The sequence below is a fragment of the Jeotgalibacillus campisalis genome (assembly GCF_000829515.1).
GTDB lineage: Bacteria > Bacillota > Bacilli > Bacillales > Jeotgalibacillaceae > Jeotgalibacillus > Jeotgalibacillus campisalis.
Genome location: NZ_JXRR01000017.1, coordinates 439346 through 462403, shown reverse-complemented (window position 1 = coordinate 462403; position 23058 = coordinate 439346). Strand labels below are relative to the sequence as shown.

The window sequence follows — 23058 nt, the reverse complement described above, 5'->3', positions numbered from 1 at the left end:
AGGAGGTATAGAAAATGAATCGTTTACCCGAAATCAATAGTGAAATTCGTGATTCTGAAGTGCCTGATCTCAGGGAAGCAGTTGGATGGGCGAGGCGGGATAGAGATTATCCAGCGCTGTTCGGCTGCTGTACTTTCTGGGCGGCTATACGTAATGAAAAAGGTCTATTAATTGGATTTGGGTATGTAGCAGGGACTGGGCTTGAACACGGTTATATGGAAGATATCCTGATCCATCCCTTTTATCAAAAGCAGGGTCTTGGGAAGCAGTTGGTTTCAGCATTGCTTCAAGAAGCTGAACGGACCGGCTTAGAGATCGTGACCGTAACATTTGCATATGATCATAAGGATTTTTATAGGAGTAGCGGATTTGACTCGTGCGCAGGAGGCGTGTGGCGGAAAAGTGTATAGACAGTTTATTCTATAAAAGCTTCTCTTGTGAAGATGTAAATAGAAAATCAAGATGGAGTTTAGATAAAAAATAAAGAGTGATCAAAGGGCATTGCAAAAAAAGATTCCTGTCCCATTTAAGACAAGAATCTTTTAAACTTAAACTTTATAAACATTCATTACAGTACCGGTTTTTGCATCAGCAATAAATTCAAACTGCTCTAACTCATTTCCCTGGTGACGGGATATTCCGCCCCGGTAAACCTGATTTTTTATAGCGAGTATTTCATGCTCTTCGGGTTTCATCTGAATCCACGAACCATCGATTGATCCGCGTTTTTTAAATTGATTTTTGACGTCCTGAAGCACTTTATCAGCAGGTACAGAAACGGCTTTTGAAGTACCTTGACTGATTGCGATTCCAGCAGCAAGTCCTGCAACTGCTCCAACCGTAACATCCTTCCAATTCATTTGATCTCACCTCCGAATTGCTCAAACTATCCTAAGTATACAGAATTCTTCTAAGTAAATCACCTATCTTTGCCAATCGCTTAGAATTCTTCTTAAGAGTGGCAAGTCGAAAGAAAGTTCTGTAAAATAAAAATGAATGTACATATAGCAGGTAAAAACGAGAGGGGATTTTTTTGTGAATCAAGATACATTAGACTTATTTAAAACGTTAACTGAGCTTCCAGGCGCACCAGGCAATGAGCATGCTGTCCGCGCTTTTATGAAACAGGAACTCTCAAAATATTCAGATGAAATCGTACAGGACGGACTAGGAAGCCTATTTGGTTTAAAAAAAGGCCCTCAAGATGGACCTGTTGTAATGGCAGCAGGACATATGGACGAAGTGGGCTTTATGGTAACAGGCATCACGGAAAACGGCATGCTGCGCTTTCAGACGCTTGGCGGATGGTGGAGCCAGGTGCTGCTTGCACAGCGAGTTGAAATCATAACAGATGCAGCTCCGGTAACCGGTGTAATTGGCTCCATACCTCCCCATCTATTAAGTCCCGAGAAACGGGCAAAACCAATGGATATTAAAAATATGCTGATTGATGTAGGAGCTGATGACAAGAAGGATGCTGAATCTATGGGCATCCGTTTAGGTCAGCAGATTGTACCGATCTGCCCGTTTACACCGATGGCTAACAACAAAAAGATTTTAGCCAAAGCCTGGGACAACCGCTACGGCTGCGGTCTCTCCATTGAACTGCTGAAAGAACTGCAGGGAGAATCACTTAACTCGACTCTTTACAGCGGAGCAACTGTTCAGGAGGAAGTCGGCCTGAGAGGAGCACAGACAGCAGCAAATCTTATTAACCCGGATATTTTCTTCGCGATGGATGCGAGTCCTGCGAATGATATGACAGGAGACAAAAATGAATTCGGACAGCTGGGTAAAGGAACACTTTTGCGTATTCTTGACCGCAGTATGGTTACGCACCGGGGCATGAGAGAATTTGTTCTTGATACAGCGGAATCCAACAGTATTCCATATCAATATTTTGTCTCTGCAGGTGGAACAGATGCGGGCCGTGTTCATACTTCAAATGAAGGTGTGCCAAGTGCAGTGGTGGGTATATGCTCACGATACATTCATACACATGCTTCCATGATTCATATAGACGATTATGCGGCAGCAAAAGAACTGCTTGTTAAACTCGTAAAATCCTGCGATCGATCAACTATTGAAGCGATCCGTCAAAATTCATAAGACCAATGTCTGATTCTATTGTTATTGCAGCGGGAACAAAAAATAAAGCAAAAATAGCAGCGATAGAGAAATCACTCCGGTCGATGGCCGATGCTCCTTTTCAACTGGAGGCGTATGCTGTTTCATCGGAAGTAAGCGAACAGCCTCTTGGAGACGAAGAAACAATGGCTGGCGCAGTTAATCGTGCAAGCAATGCGCTGCTATCCTCTCCTCACGCACAGATTGGAATTGGCTTAGAAGGAGGCGTCATTGAGACGTCTCACGGCCTTTTCCTGTGCAACTGGGGAGCCCTAAAAGATAAAAACATGAACGCGCCCATTTTTGCAGGAGGAGCAAGGATTCTTCTGCCGAATGCAGTAGCTGACGAGTTACGAGCAGGAAAAGAACTTGGCCCTGTTATGGAAAGCTTCAGCCAAAGAAAAGATATACGCCAGCAAGAAGGCGCCATAGGGATCTTTACCAATGGCCGTATGACACGGGCTGAAATGTTTTCACATATCGTTGCACTTCTTTATGGCCAATGGGAAATCAAAAGCGGCAAAGAAAAACAGATTGAAAAACGCTAAGAATTATAACCAGTTAACCTATATAGGATCGCCTTCAGGAATAAGCAATGCGGAGGCGATCCTATTTTTTTATATCTTTTAGCGTCTGACCACGGAAACTCACTTCAAGCGCTGCGTTTAATAAGAGGTAAGGGGGAAGAACGTCTCACCTCCCGCTGCACGGAAAGCGTCTGATTGAAGAGGAAATGAACGAGAGTGATTTTTTCAGAGGAGGGAAAGAGTTGAAATTTTTTTCTTTTACAAAAGAAACCGGAAAAAGAATTGAAGCTTTTCAATCAGATTTTGTCTTGTCCCAAATTCTGAAAACAAGCAGCCCTTCTATGATCGGGTGCATGCATTTAGAAGAAAATGGAGTGATCGGGTACCATCAAGCCGTCATGCCGCAGCTGCTTCTGATCGTAAATGGTGAAGGAGAAGTGCGATGTAAAGATGAAAAGTACTCCTTTGTTACAGCAGGAGATGCTGTCTTTTGGGAGAAAGATGAGTGGCATGAAACAAGAACAGAGAACGGCCTGATGGCCATTGTTATTGAAAGTGAAAAATTAAGCCCTGCCCACTTTATGAAAGATTCGTTTCCCCGCTCCTAATAAAACCAGATGAAACTTTCTTCAGCTCTTTTCCGTAAAGCTTATTAGAGAGGGAAGGTGAAGACCATGAAAGTGAGTAAATGGATTCCACTTTTAATCGCCGTTCTGTTTTTTATGTTTCCACATAAAGGGCATGCGGTTGACTACTCAATCTCACAGTCTGAGATTTTAGCAGAATTTCAGGAATCAGGTGAAGTAGAAGTTACCGAGACGCATACGTATGATTTTGACAGTGAATTTAATGGGATAACCCGTCAGTTGGCGCCAAAAGAGGGTTCGGCTATCGAAAATGTAAAAGCAACCGAGAGTGGGAAAGAACTGGATCTATCTGCTGAAAATGATCTTTATCGCATATACCGATCTGGAGACGATGAAATCATTGAAGTCACCATTACGTATACCATATCCAATGTTATACAATCAAACGGCGATCTTGCGGAATTTTATTGGGCTTTTTTTGGAGATGTTAATGAATCGGACTATGAAAACCTGTCTATTACTTTGGTGCCCCCGTCATCAACAAGTGATGTGATAGCGTTTGGCTACGACCGCGCTTTTAATAAAGAGACCATTCAAGATAACGGAACCGTCGTATATGAATATGGAAAAGTTCCGGCTGAAACAAAAGGGGATATTCGAGCCGCCTGGGATGCAGAGATATTCAGTTCTTCTATTGTTAACACAGAAGAAGATCTTCGTGCTCAATTAGCAGCAGCAGAACAGTCCCTTGAACAGGAGGCTGCTACTTATAATGACCGCCGTGATCTGATCGCGATGATTGGTATTCCTATTCTCGTCATCTATGGACTATACCTTTTCTTTTTGATCATAAGGGGTCTAAAGCGATCAAAAGCAGTTCAAAAGGAAGCACAGAATTTGACTGCTTCAAAAGGGGCTCTTCCACCTGAGACATTGTCCCTGCCCGCTTTAATTGCGTATATGAATTCACTGTTGCCCAATGAAGCAATAGGCGCATCATTATTAAATTTAGTACGAAAAGGAAACGTTATTCAACGCGATGAAAGTTCATACAGGATTGCTCACAGGATAGATGTAAACGAACATGAAGAGATTCTTCTCGATTGGCTTTTTGGTGAAATCGGGAGCGGGGAAGAGTTCACTTTACAAGAGCTTGAAAAGTATACCTCTGAAACGGAAAACCATACTGAATACCAGAGTTCGGAGACGAGATGGAAAGAAGCTGTACACCGTGAAGTGAAAGACCGTCAGCTGTTTGAGAACAAGACGAAACACCGGCTTGCAGCAGGATTTTCATCACTTATTCTCTTGCCCTTAGCCGTTCTATTTCCTTTACACGGCTTATTTGCAGAAATGTTTTTTACCATACTGCTAATTATTGCAGCCGTTGTGTATGCTATAGCCTACTCACCGAGAACGGTTAAAGGAGTACAGATTAGAAATGAGTGGATAGAAGCGAAGCGGAGTTATACTAATACGTCTAATCAAGAATGGGAAAAATGGTCTGAGGATGACAAGATGAGAATGTATTTATACGGTTTGGGCTCAAATGACAAAGATATAATCGATAAAAATGATAAGCTCCTTTCCGCTTTTAAACCAATCCCTTCTGCCGTTTCAACAGCTTATTCAGTAGATATTTCAACGATTGCGGTCCTGTCTGCAGTTGCAGGTCCAAGCTTTCACTCAGCTAATGAGTCTGCTTCTATCCAAAGTTCATCTAATTCCTCCGCGTCAGGTGCTGGAGGAGGCGGTGTCGGAGGGGGCGGCGGAGGCTCTGGAGCCTTTTAACAAAAGAAAAAATAAATCCCGGCTCAAGCCTTCGTTGGCTGGACCGGGATGTTTATTTTTGAATGGTTAAATATTCGGTTAGATGTGTAATTTTTAAAATGAATGGATTTGGTCCATTATACTGTTAAGAATGTTGATGGAGCCATGCGTATCATGTTTTATTTCGAGTGAATGATCTGCTTTAGGAATGCAATAAGTGGATAGATCAGGGTTGGTATTTAATTGACTAAATCGCTCTTCTTCATAATAGGGATCCTCACTGCCAATAAAGCATAAACTTGCCTCAGTGTGATTCAACATGGCAGCATGAACATCCTCTCTATGAAGCAAAGGTGTCATCCATATTGCCTTTGCCTGCCTGAACATTTCAAGTTTCAAAAAGGAACTGACTGCAATGGTTCCAAGAGATTTGCCGATTAAATAGAAATCACTATAAGATCTGTTGCCTGCTATGGTAGAAATGATTTTCTGTGGATCAGAATTTAGAGCGTTAATTAATTCAGATTGAGTGAAATGGTCATATTCGGGGTTCGAGTAGCGGTAGTTTATTTGAAGGACATCGTAGCCTCTATTCAAATAGATCCCCGTAGAATAATGCAGAAGCGGGGCTTGGGCAGTATAGCCAAGACCTGGAAGGACGATAAGCAGTCCCTTAGGCTTTTGCTGCTTAAAGAACGTATAAGGGACCGTTAAATCCTGATACCCCTTTTTTTCATACCTCGTTATTTCCATACGCGATTGCTCTCCTTAAACTTGGTAGTTAAATAGCAGCAAAAAAGGCAAGTAGATTTGAGCTCTCCGACCTATTTGTTTAATTTTCTTCAAAGATATAGGAAATTGCCTGTAGTGCCTGTTCAGGTGTTTCAACCGTTACACTTGCTTTTCTAGAAAGTTCTTTAAGTGCATGGTGAAGTTTTTCCGGGCGGATTAAGATCAGCGGTTTATGCAGAGTGAGAGCAGCACTCGCGTCCATAGCTGTATTCCACTGCTTGTATTGTTCACCAAACAACGCAATGACGAGATCAGATTTTTGTAAAAGCACTTCTGTGCGCAGATTATTCATTGCTGAAGCTGCATCGTCCTTAAAAATAGAGTTCGGCTGTTCTCCTAAAATTTCTTCCCCGATGTGATCGGAGCGCTCATGATTTTCCATTGGACCGACAAAATGCAGCGTCCAAGGGAGCTCTTTCGCCATAGATGTAAGCTGCTTTCGCCAGTTGCTGTGAATTTCTCCTGCTAAGTAAATGGTTAATTCCAAAATACCACTCCTCTACCTATTTTTCCTTAGTATATCATAATCAGAATCTTGCTAAAAATTGTCTGCCATATTCTATTGTCAAATGATAGAGAGAACAGGTATCATGAGAGACGAAGCATTTTTACAGATGTAGGAGGAACAAATCGTGAAAAAAGCACTCTTATTAACAGCGATTTTAAGTTTATCTGCTGTTATAGTTGCATGCAGTCCATCAATCGAAGAAGAAAAAAAGAAAACGATTGATGAAGTGAAAGAAATTTTTCAAGATCAGCCCAAAAACACGAATGAAGAAATTGATGAGCTGTCTTTTCGTCTGCCATTTAATACATCGATTGAAGAAGAAGATCAGCATAATATTGTTTTAGAAAAAGGGAATGATCCCTTCGTTCTTTTTCATCACCGCAATACCGAAGCAGGAAATGAAAGTGTTTATCACATGACGACAGCTACTGAAGAATCTTGGCTTGTAAATGAAACATTTACAGAAGACGGCCGCTTTGGTTATGTTCTTGTAAGGCAGGTAGAGGAAGAAAAGTATGAACTTGTAACGGGTGCAGATTATGTAAAGCTTACGACAGTCTCATCGTTAGGGGATTTATCTAAAAAGGCTAAGTGGATGATGGAAACCGCACGTTCTGTTGAATGGCAGGATAAATAAAATCATCGTTTGTTATCTTAACCATTTAGTTTAGACTTCTTTTATAGAAGTCTTTTTTTTTACTATAAAGATTTTCCTGTCTCAATTGACGTCTGCTTTATTAAATCAAAGGTTCTTTACAACTTTGACATGTGTCTTTACACTAGTGTTGTGACGAGAATGGGGGATAGAGGATGAAATGGCTGCAGAAAAAAGGAATACGCTTGTCATTTAAAACGTATTTACTCGATGGATTAAGCTATATGGCTTTAGGACTTTTTGGATCTCTTATAATAGGGCTTATTATTAAAACTGCTGGAGAACAGTTTAATCTTCCGTTTTTTGAAGAAATGGGTGCTCTTGCGATGAGCATGACTGGACCTGCAATTGGTGTGGCGGTAGCCTATGGTTTAAAAGCGCCTCCGCTTGTATTATTTGCCGCAGCTGTGACAGGTGCTGCAGGGTACTCACTAGGAGGACCTGCGGGAGCCTACGTTGCTGCACTTTTTTCAACAGAGATTGGCAAACTGGCAAGTCAATCAACCAAAATTGACATTATTGTTACGCCATTTGTCACGATTGCAGCAGGATACTCTGCAGCTGCCTATATCGGACCGTTTATTGCAGATTTTATGACATCATTCGGGGGATGGATTGTATGGGCAACGGATCAGCGCCCCATTATGATGGGAATGCTGGTGGCGATGCTGATGGGACTTGCCTTGACCGCGCCTATCTCAAGTCTTGCTATTGCATTAATGCTTGATTTAAGTGGAATCGCTGCAGGTGCGGCAACCATTGGATGCAGTGCACAAATGGTCGGTTTTGCTGTTGCCAGCTACAGGGAAAATAAATTCAGCGGGCTGATTGCTCAGGGCATGGGGACTTCCATGCTTCAGGTTCCCAATATTTTGCGCAACCCTCTCATTCTTCTTCCTCCAACAATCGCGGGCATGCTCATGGCGCCAATCGGTACAACCATATGGATTATGGAAAACAATGCACCTGGTGCAGGTATGGGAACTAGTGGATTTGTGGGGCAGATTATGACGTTTCAAACGATGGGGTTCACTACTGAAGTGATGATTCAGGTTATTTTGCTGCATTTTATTGGACCAATTGTCATTGCCCTGTTACTATCTCAGTATATGAGAAAAATAGGCCTGATCAAAGAAGGTCAAATGAAAATTCATACTGGAGGCAGCGAAAAATGAAAAAACTTGAGTCTGTTGAACAATTTATGGAATTTAAAAATAACGGTAAGCATGTTTTTATGTTTTCAGCTGACTGGTGTCCGGATTGCCGGGTAATTGACCCTGTTTTGCCTGAAATAGAAAAAAAATTCTCGGACATTGAATTTGTGTATGTAGACAGAGATGAGTTTATTGACCTCTGCATTGAACAAGATGTTTTTGGGATTCCAAGCTTTGTGGCATTTGAAAATGGCAGTGAAACAGGACGTTATGTCGGAAAAGAGCGAAAAACACAAGAACAAATCGAGAATTTTCTATCTGAATTGCACGCTTAATCGTTAGATCGACAAATAATTAAAATGAAATGCCGGCCTGCTCCCGAGTAAGGATTTCTCCTTTAGGGTCAGGTCGTTTTCATGTACAATAGAGTGTAGGATGAAACAGCACTCTCCTAAGTCAGGAGGAAAAAAATGAGTGGAAAAATGGATTCAATTAAAATGAAACGGTTGCTTGAAGATCGACTTAAGCGAGACGATCGAACGATCAGCTACGACCGTGAAAAAGATCAGATCCGAATTGAAAATAATGAAACGAAAAAAGGGATTGAAGTCTCTCTTCCGAGCGTGATTGGCAAATGGAATGAAAAGAAAGATGCGGCTATTGATGAAGTTGTCTATTATGTTGAAGAAGCCCTTGATGTTATGGGCAAGGAAACAAAGGTAGAATCAGCTCAAAAACAGGTTTTGCCTGTTATCCGCTCCACTTCATTCCCGGTGGAAGATTCAGAAGGAGTTTCCTTTGTGTTTGATGAGCACACTGCTGAAACACGCATCTTCTATGCCGTAGATCTTGGCAATACGTACCGGTTAATTGATGAGGCATTTATGGCTAAGCAGGGGTGGACAAAAAAGCAAATAAAAGAAATGGCCCTTTTTAACGTAAGATCACTCCCGACCCAGGTGAAAAAAGATGAAGTTGCGGGGAATATATTTTATTTTATGAACACAAATGACGGCTACGACGCAAGCAGGATATTAAATGAGTCATTCCTTAAAGAAATGGCAGCGAAAATGGAAGGTGAAATGACAGTAGCCGTTCCACATCAGGATGTATTAATTATCGGTGATATGAGAAATGAAACAGGGTTTGATGTGCTTGCGCAAATGGCTATGGCTTTCTTTGCCAATGGACATGTTCCGATTACCGCTCTTTCCTTCATTTACGAAGATGGAGAGCTTGAGCCGGTATTCATTTTAGGAAAAAATAAACGAAGAGAATAAGGAGAAACAAACATGAATGTTTTTTATAACCGTCAGGGTGTTGGAGATGTATTACTAATTACATTGGCATCAATACCAGCAGATGTACGAACGTTTGAACGTAAAGAAGATGTGGCAAAAATCGTTAACAGTGAAACAGGCGAAACAGCTGGTTACAATTTATTCAATGCTTCTGCATACATTCAGACAGCAGAAACTGGACCAGTTGAGATGAATGCAGAAAAACTCGTTGCTCTAAATGAAGCACTTCGTAAAAATGGATTTTCTGAGGAATTAACAGCTGATTTTTCTCCCAAATTTGTTGTAGGCTTTGTTGAATCGAAAGAAAAGCACCCAAATGCAGACAAGCTGAACATTTGTCAGGTTCAAGTTGGAGAAGAAACATTGCAAATTGTTTGCGGTGCTCCGAATGTGGACCAGGGTCAAAAAGTCGTAGTAGCAAAAGTCGGAGCCGTTATGCCTAGTGGTATGGTGATTAAAGACGCTGAGTTAAGAGGTGTTCCTTCGAGCGGGATGATTTGTTCTGCTAAAGAGCTGAATTTAAAAGATGCTCCGCAGGAAAAAGGAATTTTAGTACTTGAAGATTCATATGAAGCGGGAGAGCCATTTATTCAATCGTAATGTGTCTGTGGAACGCAGCCCTGTTTGTTTTCCTATAAGGTTAGGAAGATCAGCAGGGCTTTTTTTATCGCCTCTGTGTGACGCTAAAGAAATGGGCCTTTAAATGATCCTTTCTTTATATGGCTATGCCCTTTTTTTGACATAAAGCACAACGTTTTTCCCAATTCATGGTTTCAACTCGAATTTGAGAAAAAAACTGATAAAATGTAAAGGAACTTAAAGAAATGAGTGATCGTAATGAGTTGGATTAAGAAAGTTCTTTCCTATCTTCAGCAGGAAGAAAAAGGGGAGCAGATTAAACGTTCACCCTCGATACTAAAAAAGGAGTCTCCCCCTGTTCAAAAGAGCAAACAAATGGATACAAAAATGGTTTATCAGTATCCGAAGGGAGCATTCAGGTTCCCTATCATCCCTGATGAAAAAAGTGAACGCACAACAAGAGAACAGAATAAAAAGAGTGACAGAAATAATTATGATGCTGAAAGAACAGCTTCTGAGCGTGAGTATGATAAAAATGTGAAGGTGAAAAGAGAGGTATCAAAAAAGCCTTTTACACCGACAGAAGTTCCATCACCTATTTATGGTTTTCAAAAAAGACCAGTAAAACCAACGATAGAAGAGATTGAATACGAGCTTCCGATTACTGAGAAAAAAGTTAGTCCATTTAAAGCGGTAGGAATGTCAAAAGAAGAAGTTGCAGACTACGGACAGCAGACTGAATTAGGGCAACATGCTGTAAAAAAAGAGGAAGCGGCTGCAGAACAAAAAGAGGGATTCGCCTCTGAACAAGAGAAAAGTGATGATTTTTCTTCCTCTGAACCACCCTTTGAAATTAGGGGAGGGACTTCTTTTACAGGGCTTGAAAATCAAGCCAGTCAAATACAAGTTGCAGAACCTGAGCTGGGCGAAGAACTAGAGAACGAGAACATGACAGCTGAAGCAGACAGCAGTGATGAACACCAAACAGAGGTTCAGGAAATCAATGAAGAACCGGTGCCGCTTAAACTTGTGTCTGACTCTGCTGGTATCGAGGTAGATGAAAACAGCATTCACGTTGAAGAAGAGACAGAAGAAGCGGATACAACCATGAATGAAGTTCAACCGCTGCCTAAAGAACAACCTGTTTCTTCTCCATCAGTCAGTGAGCAGGCAGCACCCGTAAAGAAGGAAAAAAAGGCAGGAAGCTTACCATTTAATGTTCTAATGCTCAAGCAGGATAGAAGAAAAGCCCAAGATAGAGATCAAAAAAAAACGGTAACTAATCAGCAGAAGCAGAAATTATCTGAGAGCATTACTCATCCTGAAGAACCTCAAAAAGAAGACACAGTCATACCAAGTGCTTCACTTGAAACTGCACAGGAAGAGCTGCCTTACTTTGCTTTCCCGTCTATGGATCTTTTGATGGCACCGGTACATGCCGAAGTTGATCAGGACTGGCTGGATGAGCAAACTGCAATGCTTGATGAAACATTATCTTCGTTTAACGTAAATGCTAAAGTACGACATGTAACGCAAGGTCCTTCTGTTACAAGGTTTGAGATTTTTCCTGAAAAGGGAGTGAAGGTCAGTAAAATTACAGGCCTCACAGATGACATCAAACTCAGTCTTGCAGCACGTGATATTCGGATGGAGGCCCCGATACCAGGTAAAATGGCGGTAGGGATTGAAATACCAAACCCTTCGAGCCGTCCTGTTGCACTGAAGGAAATACTTGATCACCGGGCATTTAAGGACTCATCTGCCACACTCCCGATCGCACTGGGGCTTGATATTGAAGGTCAGCCGGTTGTAACAGATATTGGAAAAATGCCGCATGGTCTGATTGCAGGAGCTACGGGTTCAGGCAAAAGTGTGTGTATAAATTCGATTTTAATCAGTTTGCTTTATCATTCATCTCCTGATGATCTCAGAATGCTGCTAATTGATCCGAAGATGGTTGAACTAGCGCCTTACAATCATATTCCCCACCTGGTCAGTCCAGTAATTACTGACGTGAAGGCTGCAACGGCTGCCTTAAAGTGGGCAGTAGAAGAAATGGAAAGAAGATATCAGCTGTTTGCCCATGCGGGAGTAAGAGACATAAGCAGGTACAATCAAAAAGCAAAAGAAGCTCGTCAATTTAATCAAAAACTTCCTTATTTAGTGATCGTGATTGATGAACTAGCAGACTTAATGATGATGTCTCCTGCGGATGTAGAAGAGGCTATCTGCCGAATTGCACAAAAAGCCAGAGCGTGTGGTATTCACTTACTAATTGCCACACAGAGGCCTTCAGTGGATGTTATAACCGGTTTGATCAAAGCCAATGTGCCAACACGTGTTGCCTTTTCAGTCAGCTCACAGGTGGATTCAAGAACAATAATTGATACATCCGGAGCGGACAGGCTTCTTGGAAGAGGGGATATGCTCTTTTTAGGTAACGGAGCCTCTAAACCAGTCCGTCTTCAAGGAACCTTTGTATCAGATGATGAAATAGATGCTGTCGTATCTCATGTAAGAAAAGAAAGAGAAGTCAGCTACCTTTTCCACCAGGAAGAACTTTTGGCGAAAGTAGAAATACAGGAAGAAGAAGACGAACTGTTAATAGAGGCATGTGAACTTGTCGTTTCTCATGGGGGAGCTTCGACCTCGCTATTGCAGCGACAATTCAGAATTGGATACAATCGCGCCGCACGTCTGATCGATATGATGGAAAAGCAGGGTTGGATTTCAGAGGCGAAAGGCAGCAAGCCAAGAGATGTCCTCATGACAAATGAGGACTTGGAATCATTGCAAAATACAGGAACAAGTCATTAGTCTATACAATTCTGATTTAAAGCACATAGTTTATTGAAAGAGAAGAACGTGCTATAATAAAAAAATATGCGTTTTAAAATAATCTGATTACACACCATTCTTTGCCGGACATATATTGTGGCAAGGCAGAGGATCGTTGGAGGTTTAATTAATGACAAGTTATCATTTTGTAGGAATAAAAGGCTCTGGAATGAGTCCTCTAGCTCAAATTTTACACGACATGAACCATCATGTTCAGGGCTCTGATATAGACAAACATTTTTTTACACAAGTTCCACTCGAAGAACGGGAAATTCAAATCCTGCCGTTTAGCCGGGACAATATTAAACCGGGTATGACGGTGATTGCCGGGAATGCCTATCCTGATGAACATGAAGAAATTGATGAAGCCCGTAAACAGGGACTGGAAGTGATCCGGTATCACAAATTTCTTGGTGATTTCATGAAGCGGTATATTTCTATTGGGGTTTCAGGTGCACATGGCAAAACGTCCACCACCGGACTCCTCGCCCATGTGATGCAAGGGGGAGACAGAACCTCTTTTCTTATTGGGGACGGAACCGGAAAAGGCATGGAAGACAGCAAATATTTTGTATTTGAGGCATGTGAATACAGACGGCACTTTCTCTCATATTCGCCTGACTACATGATTATGACGAATATCGACTTTGATCATCCTGACTATTTCGCGGATGTTGACGATGTATTTTCAGCATTTCAGGAAATGGCTATGCAGGTAAATAAAGGGATTATTGCTTGCGGAGATGATGAGCAGCTGCAGAAAATGCAGGCAAATGTTCCTGTCTTATTTTATGGATTTGACGAAGATAACGATTTTCAAGCAAGAAACATCGTAACCACTCCTGAAGGAACAACCTTTGACGTGCAGGTGCGAAATGAGTTTTACGCTACTTTTACGATTCCAATGTTCGGTGATCATACAATTATGAATGCTTTATCTGTTATTGCTCTTTGTCATTATGAAGGTTTTGATACAGAAGTCGTTCAGGAACAGCTTAAAACGTTCACTGGAGTTAAAAGACGCTTTACCGAAAAAAAGGTTCAAAAGCAGATATTGATTGATGACTATGCTCATCATCCTACTGAAATTAGAGCTACGCTTGACTCTGCTTCTAAAAAATATCCAGGCCGGGAGATTGTGGCGATTTTTCAGCCCCATACTTTCACCCGCACACAAACATTTTTAAATGATTTTGCGGATTGTCTGAACAAGGCAGATCAGGTATACCTATGCGACATTTTCGGATCAGCACGGGAAAATCACGGTAAACTGACAATTAACGATCTTCAGGAAAAAATTGATGGAGCGATTCTTTTAGGTGCAGAAGATCCTTCACTTCTTTCCAAGCATAAAGAAGCGGTACTTATTTTCATGGGCGCTGGAGACATACAAAAGTTCCAGCAGTCTTATGAAAACTGGCTTTTAGCAAAAAGCTGAGAAACTGTGACAACTCAAAGAGCTTGAGACAAAACTCAATAAAGTTTAAAAATCAGGTAGAATTTATTAATAGTATGAGGAGAGCGGAACGGAAGGTGGCGACTCTAGCAGGAGATGACGTCAAGCTGAGCCTTTCCAGGGCAAGGCCCTGAAAAGGCTCAAGCTCCCGTCCCTGCGGAAAGCGTCCACCTGAAGTGCAGTGAACCGGTCAAAGAGCTTGAGACAAGACATTTGTCTCAAGCTCTTTTTGCATTTTACGACTGCGATTCTGCAGTATGGATAGATGCTGTGGAAGAAGCTTCGCTAAAGCAAAGTGTTATAAAATTTTTATTAATAGAAGGAATTAGGAGGGTATAAATAGAAATTATATGGAATGGCAAGTTTAGTGTATAAAATGCAAGGGTATATCCATTATATCAATAGGAAGGAGATGAACATTCATGGAAATCATACTTTACATTAGTGCAGCGATCGCAGCTGTTGGTTTTTTAGTACTTTGTGTCAGCCTTGCCATTACACTTACTGCTATGAAGAAGACGTTGGACAATCTCGCAGGAACAGTAGGAGCTCTTCAAAATCAATTGGATGGTATAACGAAAGAGACAACAGATTTATTACATAAAACGAATGGCCTAGCCGAAGATATCCAGGACAAGTCGTTAAAGTTAAATACTGTTGTTGATGCGGTGAAAGGTGTTGGAACAAATGTCCAGCAGCTTAATAGCTCAATCGGAAAAATCACTCATTCAATCAGCCGTTCGGTTGAAAACAATGAAGAGAAAATCGCTCAAGTCGTTCAGTGGAGCAATGTGGCAATGGAAATTCGCGACAAGTGGAAGGCCCGCGGTGCGCAGCCTGCTAACTTCTCAACAGACTATCCTGAGCCTCAGCGTGCATTGCCGCCAGCTGATGAACAAAGATCTTATTAAGTTTTCAAATTCAGTAAGATAATTAGGAGGTAATTTCATGGCTCAGTACGATAAAAATACAACTTATGATACTGTATCAACAAAAGAAAGCAGTTCAAAAGAATTTATTTTAGGTGCAGTGATCGGCGGAGCAATTGGTGCGGCTACCGCATTATTTTTAGCTCCTAAATCAGGCACAGAGCTTCGTCAGGATTTAAACACCCAAGCAGGTCTTCTAAAAGAACGATCTTATGAGTGGAAAGATCAGGCGGTTACAAAAGGCAATGAATTGGCGTCAACTGCTAAAGAAAAATCTGCAGGCATCACACAGACTGTTCAAACCCAGTCAAACTCCCTTGTGGAAAAAGTTAAATCGTTGAAAGATAAATCAAACGATGATACTCAAGAAACGGATGGTTCAAGAGAAGAGGGTTCAGCGGAATTTTCACCGAGTGAAAATGCTGCATCGACTATCCCTTCAGTAACGCCTGTTGATCCGGCTACTCCTGAAACAGACCCTGCACCACTAAACAAAAATACAAAATTAAATAACTAATCCCCAGAATAAAACGGTGAAGCTTTTCTTCATCGTTTTTTCTTGGAAGCAGTTTAATAAACGATAGGTAAAGGAGAATTTACAATGAAAAAAATTGAACAAATTAGCGAATTTGACGAACTAATCACTCAGCAAGAGCCATTTTTTCTTTTAAAGCACAGCCTTACATGTCCAATTAGTGCATCAGCTTATGAGGAATATAAGAATTTTGATGAAAATGAACAAGCAGCTACTTATTACCTGGCTGTGCAAGAAGCCAAGGATCTTTCAGCTCATATAGCTAACCAATATGGTGTTAGGCATGAATCTCCACAAGTTCTTTATTTTAAGAATGAAAAACCTGTATGGAATGCCTCACATTTTAAAATTAAAGAGAAGGCATTAAAAGAGCAGCTATAAAAATGACTCCTGAATCTGGCAGCGCCAGTAATTTCTACCCTGCTAAAATAAGAATCCACATAAAAAGCCGTCATTCTTTCCGTTCTGGAAGGGATGTCGGCTTTTTTTATTGAAGCTATCATTCATCCACATATATTCGTATCACATCTTTTTCGAATATATTTGAAGGGAGGTACCAGGCAATAGAACGAAACATATCCTGAAAGGTGAATACTTATACTTTATGATAGACCATGAACAACATCCATTGCCGTAACGAGCATAGGGAGGGATGATGAGTTAAGGCATTATTTCCTCGGAAATGGTTGTGGTTTATAATGTTCATCCAGCAGCGGCATCATTGGCTTGAACCTTAAAGACAAATTTCCATTAGATTCATTTCATTAAGAAGTTAGGCGACGGCAGGTAATAGACTCTGCTTTCCGATCGTTAAAACGAAAATTTTTAAAGCACCTCATTTTATGTTTATTTTTTACTAACTTGCTTTAACGCTTAAAAGCGTTTAATAAATAAAGTTTTTCGTGACATTCGAGGAAGGTTGGATTATAATAAGGAACAATTGATGAGTTGCTTTCAGCTTCCTCTCTTTATTAAAATTGTAAGTCTTCTCGTAAGAGAGTTTTACTATTTTGGCAGAGGGAAAAGTCGAGATCAATTAATTAAATTACTTGAAAAAGAGTCTGTTAAAATGATTTACTTATTTACATCTGGTGCTGGAGAGAAAGTAAAGAACTGTTCGATAGAAAACCGTTCTTTTAATACTTTCCTGAGGTGAAATCGAGTATAACGTTTAACTGAGACTCAAAGGAAAGGAATGTATAATATGAGCAATGTGGAATTGGATCAGCTTAGAACAAAAGTAGATGAGATGAACCTTCAATTACTGGACGTCATTAACCAGCGTGCGGAATTGGTTCAAGAGATTGGGCGAGTAAAAGAAAAGCAGGGTGTTAACCGCTTTGAGCCAGTACGTGAACGTGCCATGCTTGATCTTTTAAATGAAAATAACAAAGGACCGTTTCTCAATTCCACGATTGAGCATATTTTTAAAGAAATATTTAAAGCGGGGCTTGAACTTCAGAAAGACGATCACCGAAAAGCGCTCCTTGTATCCAGAAAGAAGAAATCAGAGGATACAATCGTTGAGCTCAGAGGTGAACAGATTGGAAACGGCAAACCGCAATTTATTTTCGGTCCATGTGCAGTAGAATCTTATGAGCAGGTAGCTGCCGTTGCACAGCAGGTACAGGCAAAGGGACTTAAATTACTGCGTGGCGGAGCATACAAACCACGGACTTCTCCTTATGACTTTCAGGGTCTCGGTCTTGAAGGATTGCAAATTTTAAAGCGAGTGGCAGATGAGTACGATCTTGCTGTAATCAGCGAAATTGTGAATCCAGCTCATATTGAAGAAGCTGTTGACTATATTGATGTTATTCAAATAGGCGCACGGAACATGCAAAACTTTGAATTATTAAAAGCCGCTGGTGCTGCTAAAAAACCTGTCTTGTTAAAACGCGGACTTGCAGCAACTATTGACGAATTTATTAATGCCGCTGAATATATTATGGCTCAAGGAAACGATCAGATTATCTTATGTGAGCGTGGAATTCGAACATATGAAAAAGCGACAAGAAATACACTCGATATCTCAGCTGTCCCAATCTTGAAACAGGAAACACATCTGCCGGTCATGGTAGACGTGACCCATTCAACTGGTAGAAGAGACTTGCTTCTTCCTACAGCAAAAGCTGCTCTTGCTGTTGGAGCAGATGGTGTAATGGCAGAAGTGCATCCGGATCCGGCGGTTGCTTTATCTGATTCTGCTCAGCAGATGAACTTCGAGCAATTTGATCATTTCTGGGCTGCTATTCAAGAATTTATGGGTGTTCATGCAAAATCCTAATTGAGAATAACTCTTCCTGTCTAATGCAGATGCGTTGGATGGGAGGAGTTTTTTGTTTGGCATTTTTACCAATTGCCTATACTAGAAAATACGAACATTTTATGTCTTATTACTCTAATGATTGAAAGCGTTACAACACTAGCGTATGATTATGTACATATGTGAACAAATAGGTGAACCGACGAGTTTTTCTTCGATTCTGTTCGATTTATCGTGTAAAATGAAAATAAATGAAAATGAGAATGCTTAAAGGAGCGCTAACAATGAATATAACGATTTATGATGTAGCAAGAGAAGCTAATGTATCTATGGCGACTGTTTCACGAGTGGTCAATGGCAATCCAAATGTAAAGCCGGCTACAAGAAAAAAAGTACTTGAAGTCATCGATCGTCTCGGCTATCGTCCGAATGCTGTAGCAAGAGGGCTGGCAAGTAAAAAAACAACTACGGTAGGTGTCATTATTCCTGATATCTCTAATATCTTCTTTGCTGAATTGGCAAGAGGTATTGAAGATATTGCCACAATGTATAAATACAATATTATTTTAAGCAATTCAGATCAAAATGAAGAAAAAGAACTTCATTTATTAAACACCATGCTCGGAAAACAAGTGGATGGCATTGTTTTCATGGGCGGTAATATCACAGAGAAGCATGTGGCTGAATTTAAACGATCGCCTGTTCCAATTGTTATTGCAGGATCTGTAGATGCGACAAGTGAAACTGCATCGGTAAATATTGATTATCATCAGGCTTCGTTTGAAGCTGTCACCCGATTGATCGATAAAGGGCATAAAGAAATTGCGTTTGTCAGCGGTCCTTTTCACGATACCATCAACCGGGCGCTGAAGCTTGAAGGCTATCGCGAGGCTCTTCAAAAAGCAGATATTGAATATACTGACGAACTAGTCATTGAAGGTGATTACACGTATGACAGCGGTCTTGAAGCATGGTCTCGTCTGCAGGAACTTTCAACAAAACCAACCGCAATTTTTGTAGGAAATGATGAAATGGCGCTTGGCGTGGTGCACGGTGCACAGGATCAGGGGTTAAGCATTCCGAACGACGCTGAAGTCATCTCTTTTGACAGCACTAAACTGGCTTTAATGGTTCGCCCGCAGCTAACTTCTGTGGTTCAGCCTTTATATGATATCGGTGCAGTTGCGATGCGTTTGCTGACAAAACTTATGAACAAAGAAGAAATAGATAATCAAACAATTGTTCTTCCTCATCGAATCGAAGAAAGACAGTCAACAAAAAACGAGGGTTAATCAGCCTGACTGAAGACGGCAGGGGAGAGAGTTATGAAAAAGCTTGATTTAATGACGCCTGCTGGGGTGGCAGCAGGCGTTCTGCTGATTGGTATCGCCATTACATGGAATGGAGGTTTGGAAGAGTTTTCTTCTTTTTTCCATCTTCCATCTTTCTTGATTGTTTTTGGGGGCATATTGGCAGCCATGCTCGTCAGCTTTCCTATACGTGAACTTAAACGATTTGGCAGAGTGAGCGCTCAATCATTTAAAAGTTCTAAAGACAATCTTAGAGAAACAGTCGATTTATTTGTTCATCTTTCAGAGATTGCCAGAAAAGAAGGCATTCTTTCGCTCGAGAAAGAGCTTGCTACCATTCAAAGTCCCTTTATCAAAAAAGGAATCTATTTAACAATCGATGGTGTCGAAGCAGAGACCATTGAAAATATTCTCCATGCTGAAATGGTTTCTTTGGAAGAACGCCACCGCAAAGGAAGAAGAATGGTGGAAAAAGCTGGCGATTATGCGCCTGCCTGGGGGATGATCGGCACGTTGATCGGATTAATTTTAATGCTGAAGGAATTAAATGATCCTGCATCATTGGGGCCGAATATGGCCATTGCCCTGTTAACAACCTTTTATGGTGTACTGCTGGCGAATCTCGTTTTTAATCCAATGGCTGCGAAGCTTGCGTCCTCAACTGAAAAAGAACTTTTCATGGGAAGAGTGATTGTAGAAGGCGTCATTGGCATACATAATGGTCAGAATCCGAGAGTATTAGAGGATCAGCTCGCTGTGTATTTGACTAGTGAAGAAACTTCTGCTGGAGATCACAATGACTAAAAGAAAAAGATCCATTATAAGAGTGGAGGACCGATCGTCTGATACACCGAAATGGATGATTACATACGCTGATTTTATTATGCTGATCCTTGTTTTCTTTATTCTTTTGTTTTCTATTTCTCAGATGGATGAAGCTAAATTTGATGCAATTGCTCAATCGTTTAGAGAAGAGGGGGTATTCGATTCTTCTCCTTCTATTAGTCCATTCGAAGATCCGATCGATGGAACGGAGCAGAATGATGAGCAGCTAGATAATCTCATGCTTCAAATTCAGCAGTATTTGGAAAAAGAAAATCTCCAGGACACGGTGGTCGCCTCTCGCACAGATAGAGGAGTAGTCATTGTCCTTCAGGAACAGGTGATCTTCAACTCAGGTGAAGCAGGTGTTCTGCCTCAGGCACATCCGGTGTTAGATAGGGTAGGAGAACTTCTTGAAGGAATTCCTAATTTTGTAAGGGTTGAAGGGCATACAGATAACCGCCCTATTCAAACTGCTCAATATCCGTCAAATTGGGAGCTTTCAACGGCCCGATCAAGCAGCGTTCTTCGTTATATGCTTGAAACTCGAGAGCTTGAAAGCGAGCGTTTTGCTGCTGTAGGCTATGGAGACACAAGGCCTGAAGTTGCGAATGACGGTCCAGCTAATTGGACCTTAAACCGAAGAGTAGAAATTGTTATTTTAAATCGCTTTTATGAAGAAGAATCAGAATAGTAAAGTGAAAGTTGACCATTTTTATTGTAGGGCATCGGTTTATTTATATTGCAGGCTGCTGCTTTCTGTGAGGAGGAAGTTTAAGCTCCTTTAATGTCGCATCTGCAGTTAACCACCTTTCAAGCTTGCTCCACAGCAGCCTATCTTACATGCATTCAAAAAAAAGAGGCTGGGACAAATCTAAAAAAGTTTAGTAAATGAAGCAGTATATATCAATAGTATGAGGAGAGCGGAGCGGAAGGTGGCGACTCCAGCAGGAGATGACGGTTGCTTGAGCCTTTGCAGGGCAAAGCCCTGGAAAGGCTCAAGCAACCGTCCCTGCGGAAAGCGTCCGCCTGAAGCGCAGCGAACCGGTCAAAGAGCTTGAGACACTTTTGTCCCAAGCTCTTTCTTTTTTTATATTTACTTTTTTACTTGCGATCGAATAGGGTAAAGAGCTTTCTCAACGGTTTGCTGATTTTTTTCTGAGATTTCTTTTTTTCTGGGTATCTCTTTATATAGCTGAGCAGGATCTGACCAGGTGCTGATTAGAGGGACAGGCGATTCCTTTTGCCATTGTTTAAGCCATTCGGGAGAAATTGAGTCAGAGGGAAGTGCAAAATCTGACATCTCCATCCAAATTTGAGCCCACGCTCTTGGAACTACCCGCCAAATATCATAGCCGCCGCCGCCGACTGCGATCCATTTGCCGTCACAATACTCATGAGCAAGCTGATGAGCGATCTTCGGAATTTCACAATAGATTTTCATAGTAGATGAAAGATGAGTTAGAGGATCTAAGCAATGAGCATCGGCTCCGTTTTGAGTAAGAATAACATCCGGTTTGAAGAACTCAATAATTTCCCGAAAAGACTGTTCATATGCTGCAAGAAAGGACTCATCTTCCGTAAATGCATCTAGCGGAATATTGAAAGAATAACCATATCCTTTCCCGTGTCCCCGTTCGTTGACTGCTCCAGTTCCAGGAAAAAGGTACCGTCCTGTTTCGTGAATGGAGAGAGTGCAGACAGATGGATCATCATAAAATGACCATTGAACTCCGTCCCCGTGATGGGCATCTGTATCCACATATAAAACCTTTGCCCCGAATTTTTCCTGCAGGTATTTAATGGCTACAGAACTGTCATTATAAATGCAAAACCCGGATGCTTTTCCTCTAAAGCCGTGATGGAGACCACCGCCAAGATTGACAGCATGCTTTGCTTTATTCGACATCACCATATCTACGGCTGTAAGAGTGCCTCCAACCAGTCTTGCACTTGCTTCGTGCATGTCTTTAAAAACAGGTGTATCTTCCGTTCCAAGCCCATAGTTTTCAGCTTTATCCAAAGCGAGTTTTCCTTCGCCGGCTATCTTGACTGCTTCAATATAAGCTTTATCATGAACCAGCGCGAGTTCTTCATCAGTAGCAAGCCTTGGCGGGATGATATCTTCATCAGAGATAGCATTTGTTTTTCGCAGCAAATCAAGAGTAAGCTGCAGTCTTTTTTGATTGAACGGATGATCATTTGAAAAACGGTAATTCAACAGCTCATCCGAATAAATAAATACCGCTTCTTTTACAGTGGATTGTTGGGAAGTTGTGGCCATATTACATCGTGCCCTTCCTCGCGCAGATCAGCAATGACAGACATGGGATTCATTGTTTGTACGCGAAATACTAAAATCTTGTAGTTTTCATCTTTCTTAAAGGGATAGACGAGCACACTGTGGATATTCGAATGATTTTTACGGATGATGCCTGCTACTTCAAAAAGCATGCCTGCTTTGTTGGGCACTTTTACTTCAATTTGAGAACCCGGTTGTCTGGCGCCTGTCAATTGGATTAATGTATGTAGTAAATCTGTTTCTGTCACCATGCCAAGCAGCTTGCCTTCACTTACTATAGGCAGGCAGCCAATATGCTCTTCCATAAACAGAACTGCAATTTCTTCTACGAAATCCAAGGGGTGTCCCGTAATTACTGGTGTAGTCATGATGTCTTTTACTTTCGTATCGTAGAGTTCTCTTGAATCTGCTGTTTGAATAGGAGAAGGAGAGAATTCCTTTATATCCCTGTCTGTTAAAATTCCAGTCACTTTTTGGGCTGAATCCACAACGGGCAAATGTCTGATTTTAAATTCTGTCATTATCTCGATCGCTTGTGCTAAAGTTGAATCTGGAGCAAGCGTATGCACATTACGAATCATCATTTCTTCTATAATCATG

The 23058-nt window shown here is 41.2% G+C and carries 24 protein-coding genes; 19 read left to right on the top strand and 5 right to left on the bottom strand.

Annotated elements, in window-relative coordinates; all coding sequences use genetic code 11:
• Positions 1-14: 14 nt before the first annotated feature.
• The gene (locus KR50_RS14630) at positions 15-410 is read left to right on the top strand and encodes a GNAT family N-acetyltransferase (protein WP_041060196.1); all 396 of its coding nucleotides are present in this window, start codon (positions 15-17) and stop codon (positions 408-410) included.
• Between the two features lie 138 nt (positions 411-548).
• Here the strand turns inward: KR50_RS14630 and KR50_RS14625 are convergent, their stop codons facing one another.
• A complete protein-coding gene (locus tag KR50_RS14625; RefSeq protein WP_041060193.1) occupies positions 549-860 on the bottom strand; it encodes a peptidase M4 in 312 nt (103 codons plus the stop codon).
• Between the two features lie 175 nt (positions 861-1035).
• Here KR50_RS14625 and KR50_RS14620 point away from each other — a divergent pair, with 175 nt between their 5' ends.
• The 4 genes from KR50_RS14620 (at position 1036) to KR50_RS14605 (ending at position 5032) form a co-directional block, all read left to right on the top strand.
• Positions 1036-2109 carry a M42 family metallopeptidase gene (locus KR50_RS14620; protein WP_041060192.1) on the top strand — a complete coding sequence of 358 codons (1074 nt, stop codon included), beginning with the start codon at positions 1036-1038 and terminating at the stop codon, positions 2107-2109.
• A gap of 5 nt (positions 2110-2114) precedes the next feature.
• Entirely contained in the window at positions 2115-2675 is a 561-nt protein-coding gene (locus KR50_RS14615; protein ID WP_232304289.1) for a DUF84 family protein, read from the top strand.
• 221 nt (positions 2676-2896) lie between these two features.
• Entirely contained in the window at positions 2897-3262 is a 366-nt protein-coding gene (locus KR50_RS14610; protein ID WP_041060189.1) for a cupin domain-containing protein, read from the top strand.
• A gap of 66 nt (positions 3263-3328) precedes the next feature.
• Positions 3329-5032 (top strand): DUF2207 domain-containing protein, encoded by a 1704-nt coding sequence (locus tag KR50_RS14605; protein WP_041060187.1) that lies wholly within the window; start codon positions 3329-3331, stop codon positions 5030-5032.
• Between the two features lie 93 nt (positions 5033-5125).
• Here KR50_RS14605 and KR50_RS14600 read toward each other — a convergent pair whose 3' ends face one another.
• Both KR50_RS14600 and KR50_RS14595 read right to left on the bottom strand, forming a co-directional pair.
• Positions 5126-5764 carry an alpha/beta family hydrolase gene (locus KR50_RS14600; protein ID WP_041060184.1) on the bottom strand — a complete coding sequence of 213 codons (639 nt, stop codon included), beginning with the start codon at positions 5762-5764 and terminating at the stop codon, positions 5126-5128.
• A 79-nt stretch (positions 5765-5843) separates the two neighbouring features.
• Complete coding sequence (locus KR50_RS14595; protein WP_041060182.1) at positions 5844-6290, bottom strand: YtoQ family protein; 447 nt, start codon at positions 6288-6290, stop codon at positions 5844-5846.
• Positions 6291-6435: 145 nt separating this feature from the next.
• On the opposite strand from KR50_RS14595, the gene KR50_RS14590 reads away from it, so the two are divergent.
• The 14 genes from KR50_RS14590 to motS all read left to right on the top strand — a co-directional run bounded on the left by KR50_RS14590 (position 6436) and on the right by motS (position 20850).
• Positions 6436-6948: a hypothetical protein gene (locus tag KR50_RS14590; protein WP_041060180.1), complete on the top strand. Its 513-nt coding sequence runs from the start codon at positions 6436-6438 to the stop codon at positions 6946-6948.
• A gap of 173 nt (positions 6949-7121) precedes the next feature.
• A complete protein-coding gene (locus tag KR50_RS14585) occupies positions 7122-8141 on the top strand; it encodes a PTS transporter subunit IIC (RefSeq protein ID WP_041060179.1) in 1020 nt (339 codons plus the stop codon).
• Complete coding sequence (locus KR50_RS14580; protein WP_041060177.1) at positions 8138-8455, top strand: thioredoxin family protein; 318 nt, start codon at positions 8138-8140, stop codon at positions 8453-8455. The genes KR50_RS14585 and KR50_RS14580 overlap by 4 nt, the downstream gene beginning before the upstream one ends.
• Before the next feature lie 135 nt (positions 8456-8590).
• A complete protein-coding gene (locus KR50_RS14575; protein WP_232304288.1) occupies positions 8591-9400 on the top strand; it encodes a DUF1444 domain-containing protein in 810 nt (269 codons plus the stop codon).
• A 12-nt stretch (positions 9401-9412) separates the two neighbouring features.
• Positions 9413-10021, top strand: coding sequence for a YtpR family tRNA-binding protein (gene ytpR / locus KR50_RS14570; protein ID WP_041060175.1), 609 nt, complete (start codon positions 9413-9415; stop codon positions 10019-10021).
• A 237-nt stretch (positions 10022-10258) separates the two neighbouring features.
• Positions 10259-12817, top strand: a complete 2559-nt coding sequence (locus KR50_RS14565) for a DNA translocase FtsK (protein WP_041060173.1) — start codon at positions 10259-10261, stop codon at positions 12815-12817.
• Between the two features lie 151 nt (positions 12818-12968).
• On the top strand, positions 12969-14276 hold the full coding sequence (gene murC, locus KR50_RS14560) for a UDP-N-acetylmuramate--L-alanine ligase (RefSeq protein WP_041060171.1): 1308 nt from the start codon (positions 12969-12971) through the stop codon (positions 14274-14276).
• Positions 14277-14716: 440 nt separating this feature from the next.
• The gene (locus tag KR50_RS14555; protein WP_041060169.1) at positions 14717-15205 is read left to right on the top strand and encodes a DUF948 domain-containing protein; all 489 of its coding nucleotides are present in this window, start codon (positions 14717-14719) and stop codon (positions 15203-15205) included.
• A gap of 37 nt (positions 15206-15242) precedes the next feature.
• On the top strand, positions 15243-15740 hold the full coding sequence (locus tag KR50_RS18050; RefSeq protein WP_052477136.1) for a YtxH domain-containing protein: 498 nt from the start codon (positions 15243-15245) through the stop codon (positions 15738-15740).
• Positions 15741-15824: 84 nt separating this feature from the next.
• Positions 15825-16139 carry a bacillithiol system redox-active protein YtxJ gene (gene ytxJ, locus KR50_RS14545; protein ID WP_041060167.1) on the top strand — a complete coding sequence of 105 codons (315 nt, stop codon included), beginning with the start codon at positions 15825-15827 and terminating at the stop codon, positions 16137-16139.
• Positions 16140-16962: 823 nt separating this feature from the next.
• The gene (locus KR50_RS14535; RefSeq protein WP_041060163.1) at positions 16963-18045 is read left to right on the top strand and encodes a bifunctional 3-deoxy-7-phosphoheptulonate synthase/chorismate mutase; all 1083 of its coding nucleotides are present in this window, start codon (positions 16963-16965) and stop codon (positions 18043-18045) included.
• A gap of 263 nt (positions 18046-18308) precedes the next feature.
• Complete coding sequence (gene ccpA, locus KR50_RS14530) at positions 18309-19316, top strand: catabolite control protein A (protein ID WP_041060161.1); 1008 nt, start codon at positions 18309-18311, stop codon at positions 19314-19316.
• A 33-nt stretch (positions 19317-19349) separates the two neighbouring features.
• Positions 19350-20138: a MotA/TolQ/ExbB proton channel family protein gene (locus KR50_RS14525; protein WP_041060159.1), complete on the top strand. Its 789-nt coding sequence runs from the start codon at positions 19350-19352 to the stop codon at positions 20136-20138.
• Complete coding sequence (gene motS / locus KR50_RS14520) at positions 20131-20850, top strand: flagellar motor protein MotS (RefSeq protein ID WP_041060157.1); 720 nt, start codon at positions 20131-20133, stop codon at positions 20848-20850. Before KR50_RS14525 ends, motS begins: the two co-directional genes overlap by 8 nt.
• A gap of 402 nt (positions 20851-21252) precedes the next feature.
• On the opposite strand, the gene KR50_RS14515 is transcribed toward motS, so the two are convergent.
• Entirely contained in the window at positions 21253-22440 is a 1188-nt protein-coding gene (locus KR50_RS14515; protein ID WP_041060154.1) for an acetoin utilization protein AcuC, read from the bottom strand.
• Complete coding sequence (locus KR50_RS14510; RefSeq protein ID WP_041060151.1) at positions 22410-23057, bottom strand: acetoin utilization AcuB family protein; 648 nt, start codon at positions 23055-23057, stop codon at positions 22410-22412. The genes KR50_RS14515 and KR50_RS14510 overlap by 31 nt, the downstream gene beginning before the upstream one ends.
• Position 23058: the final 1 nt, after the last annotated feature.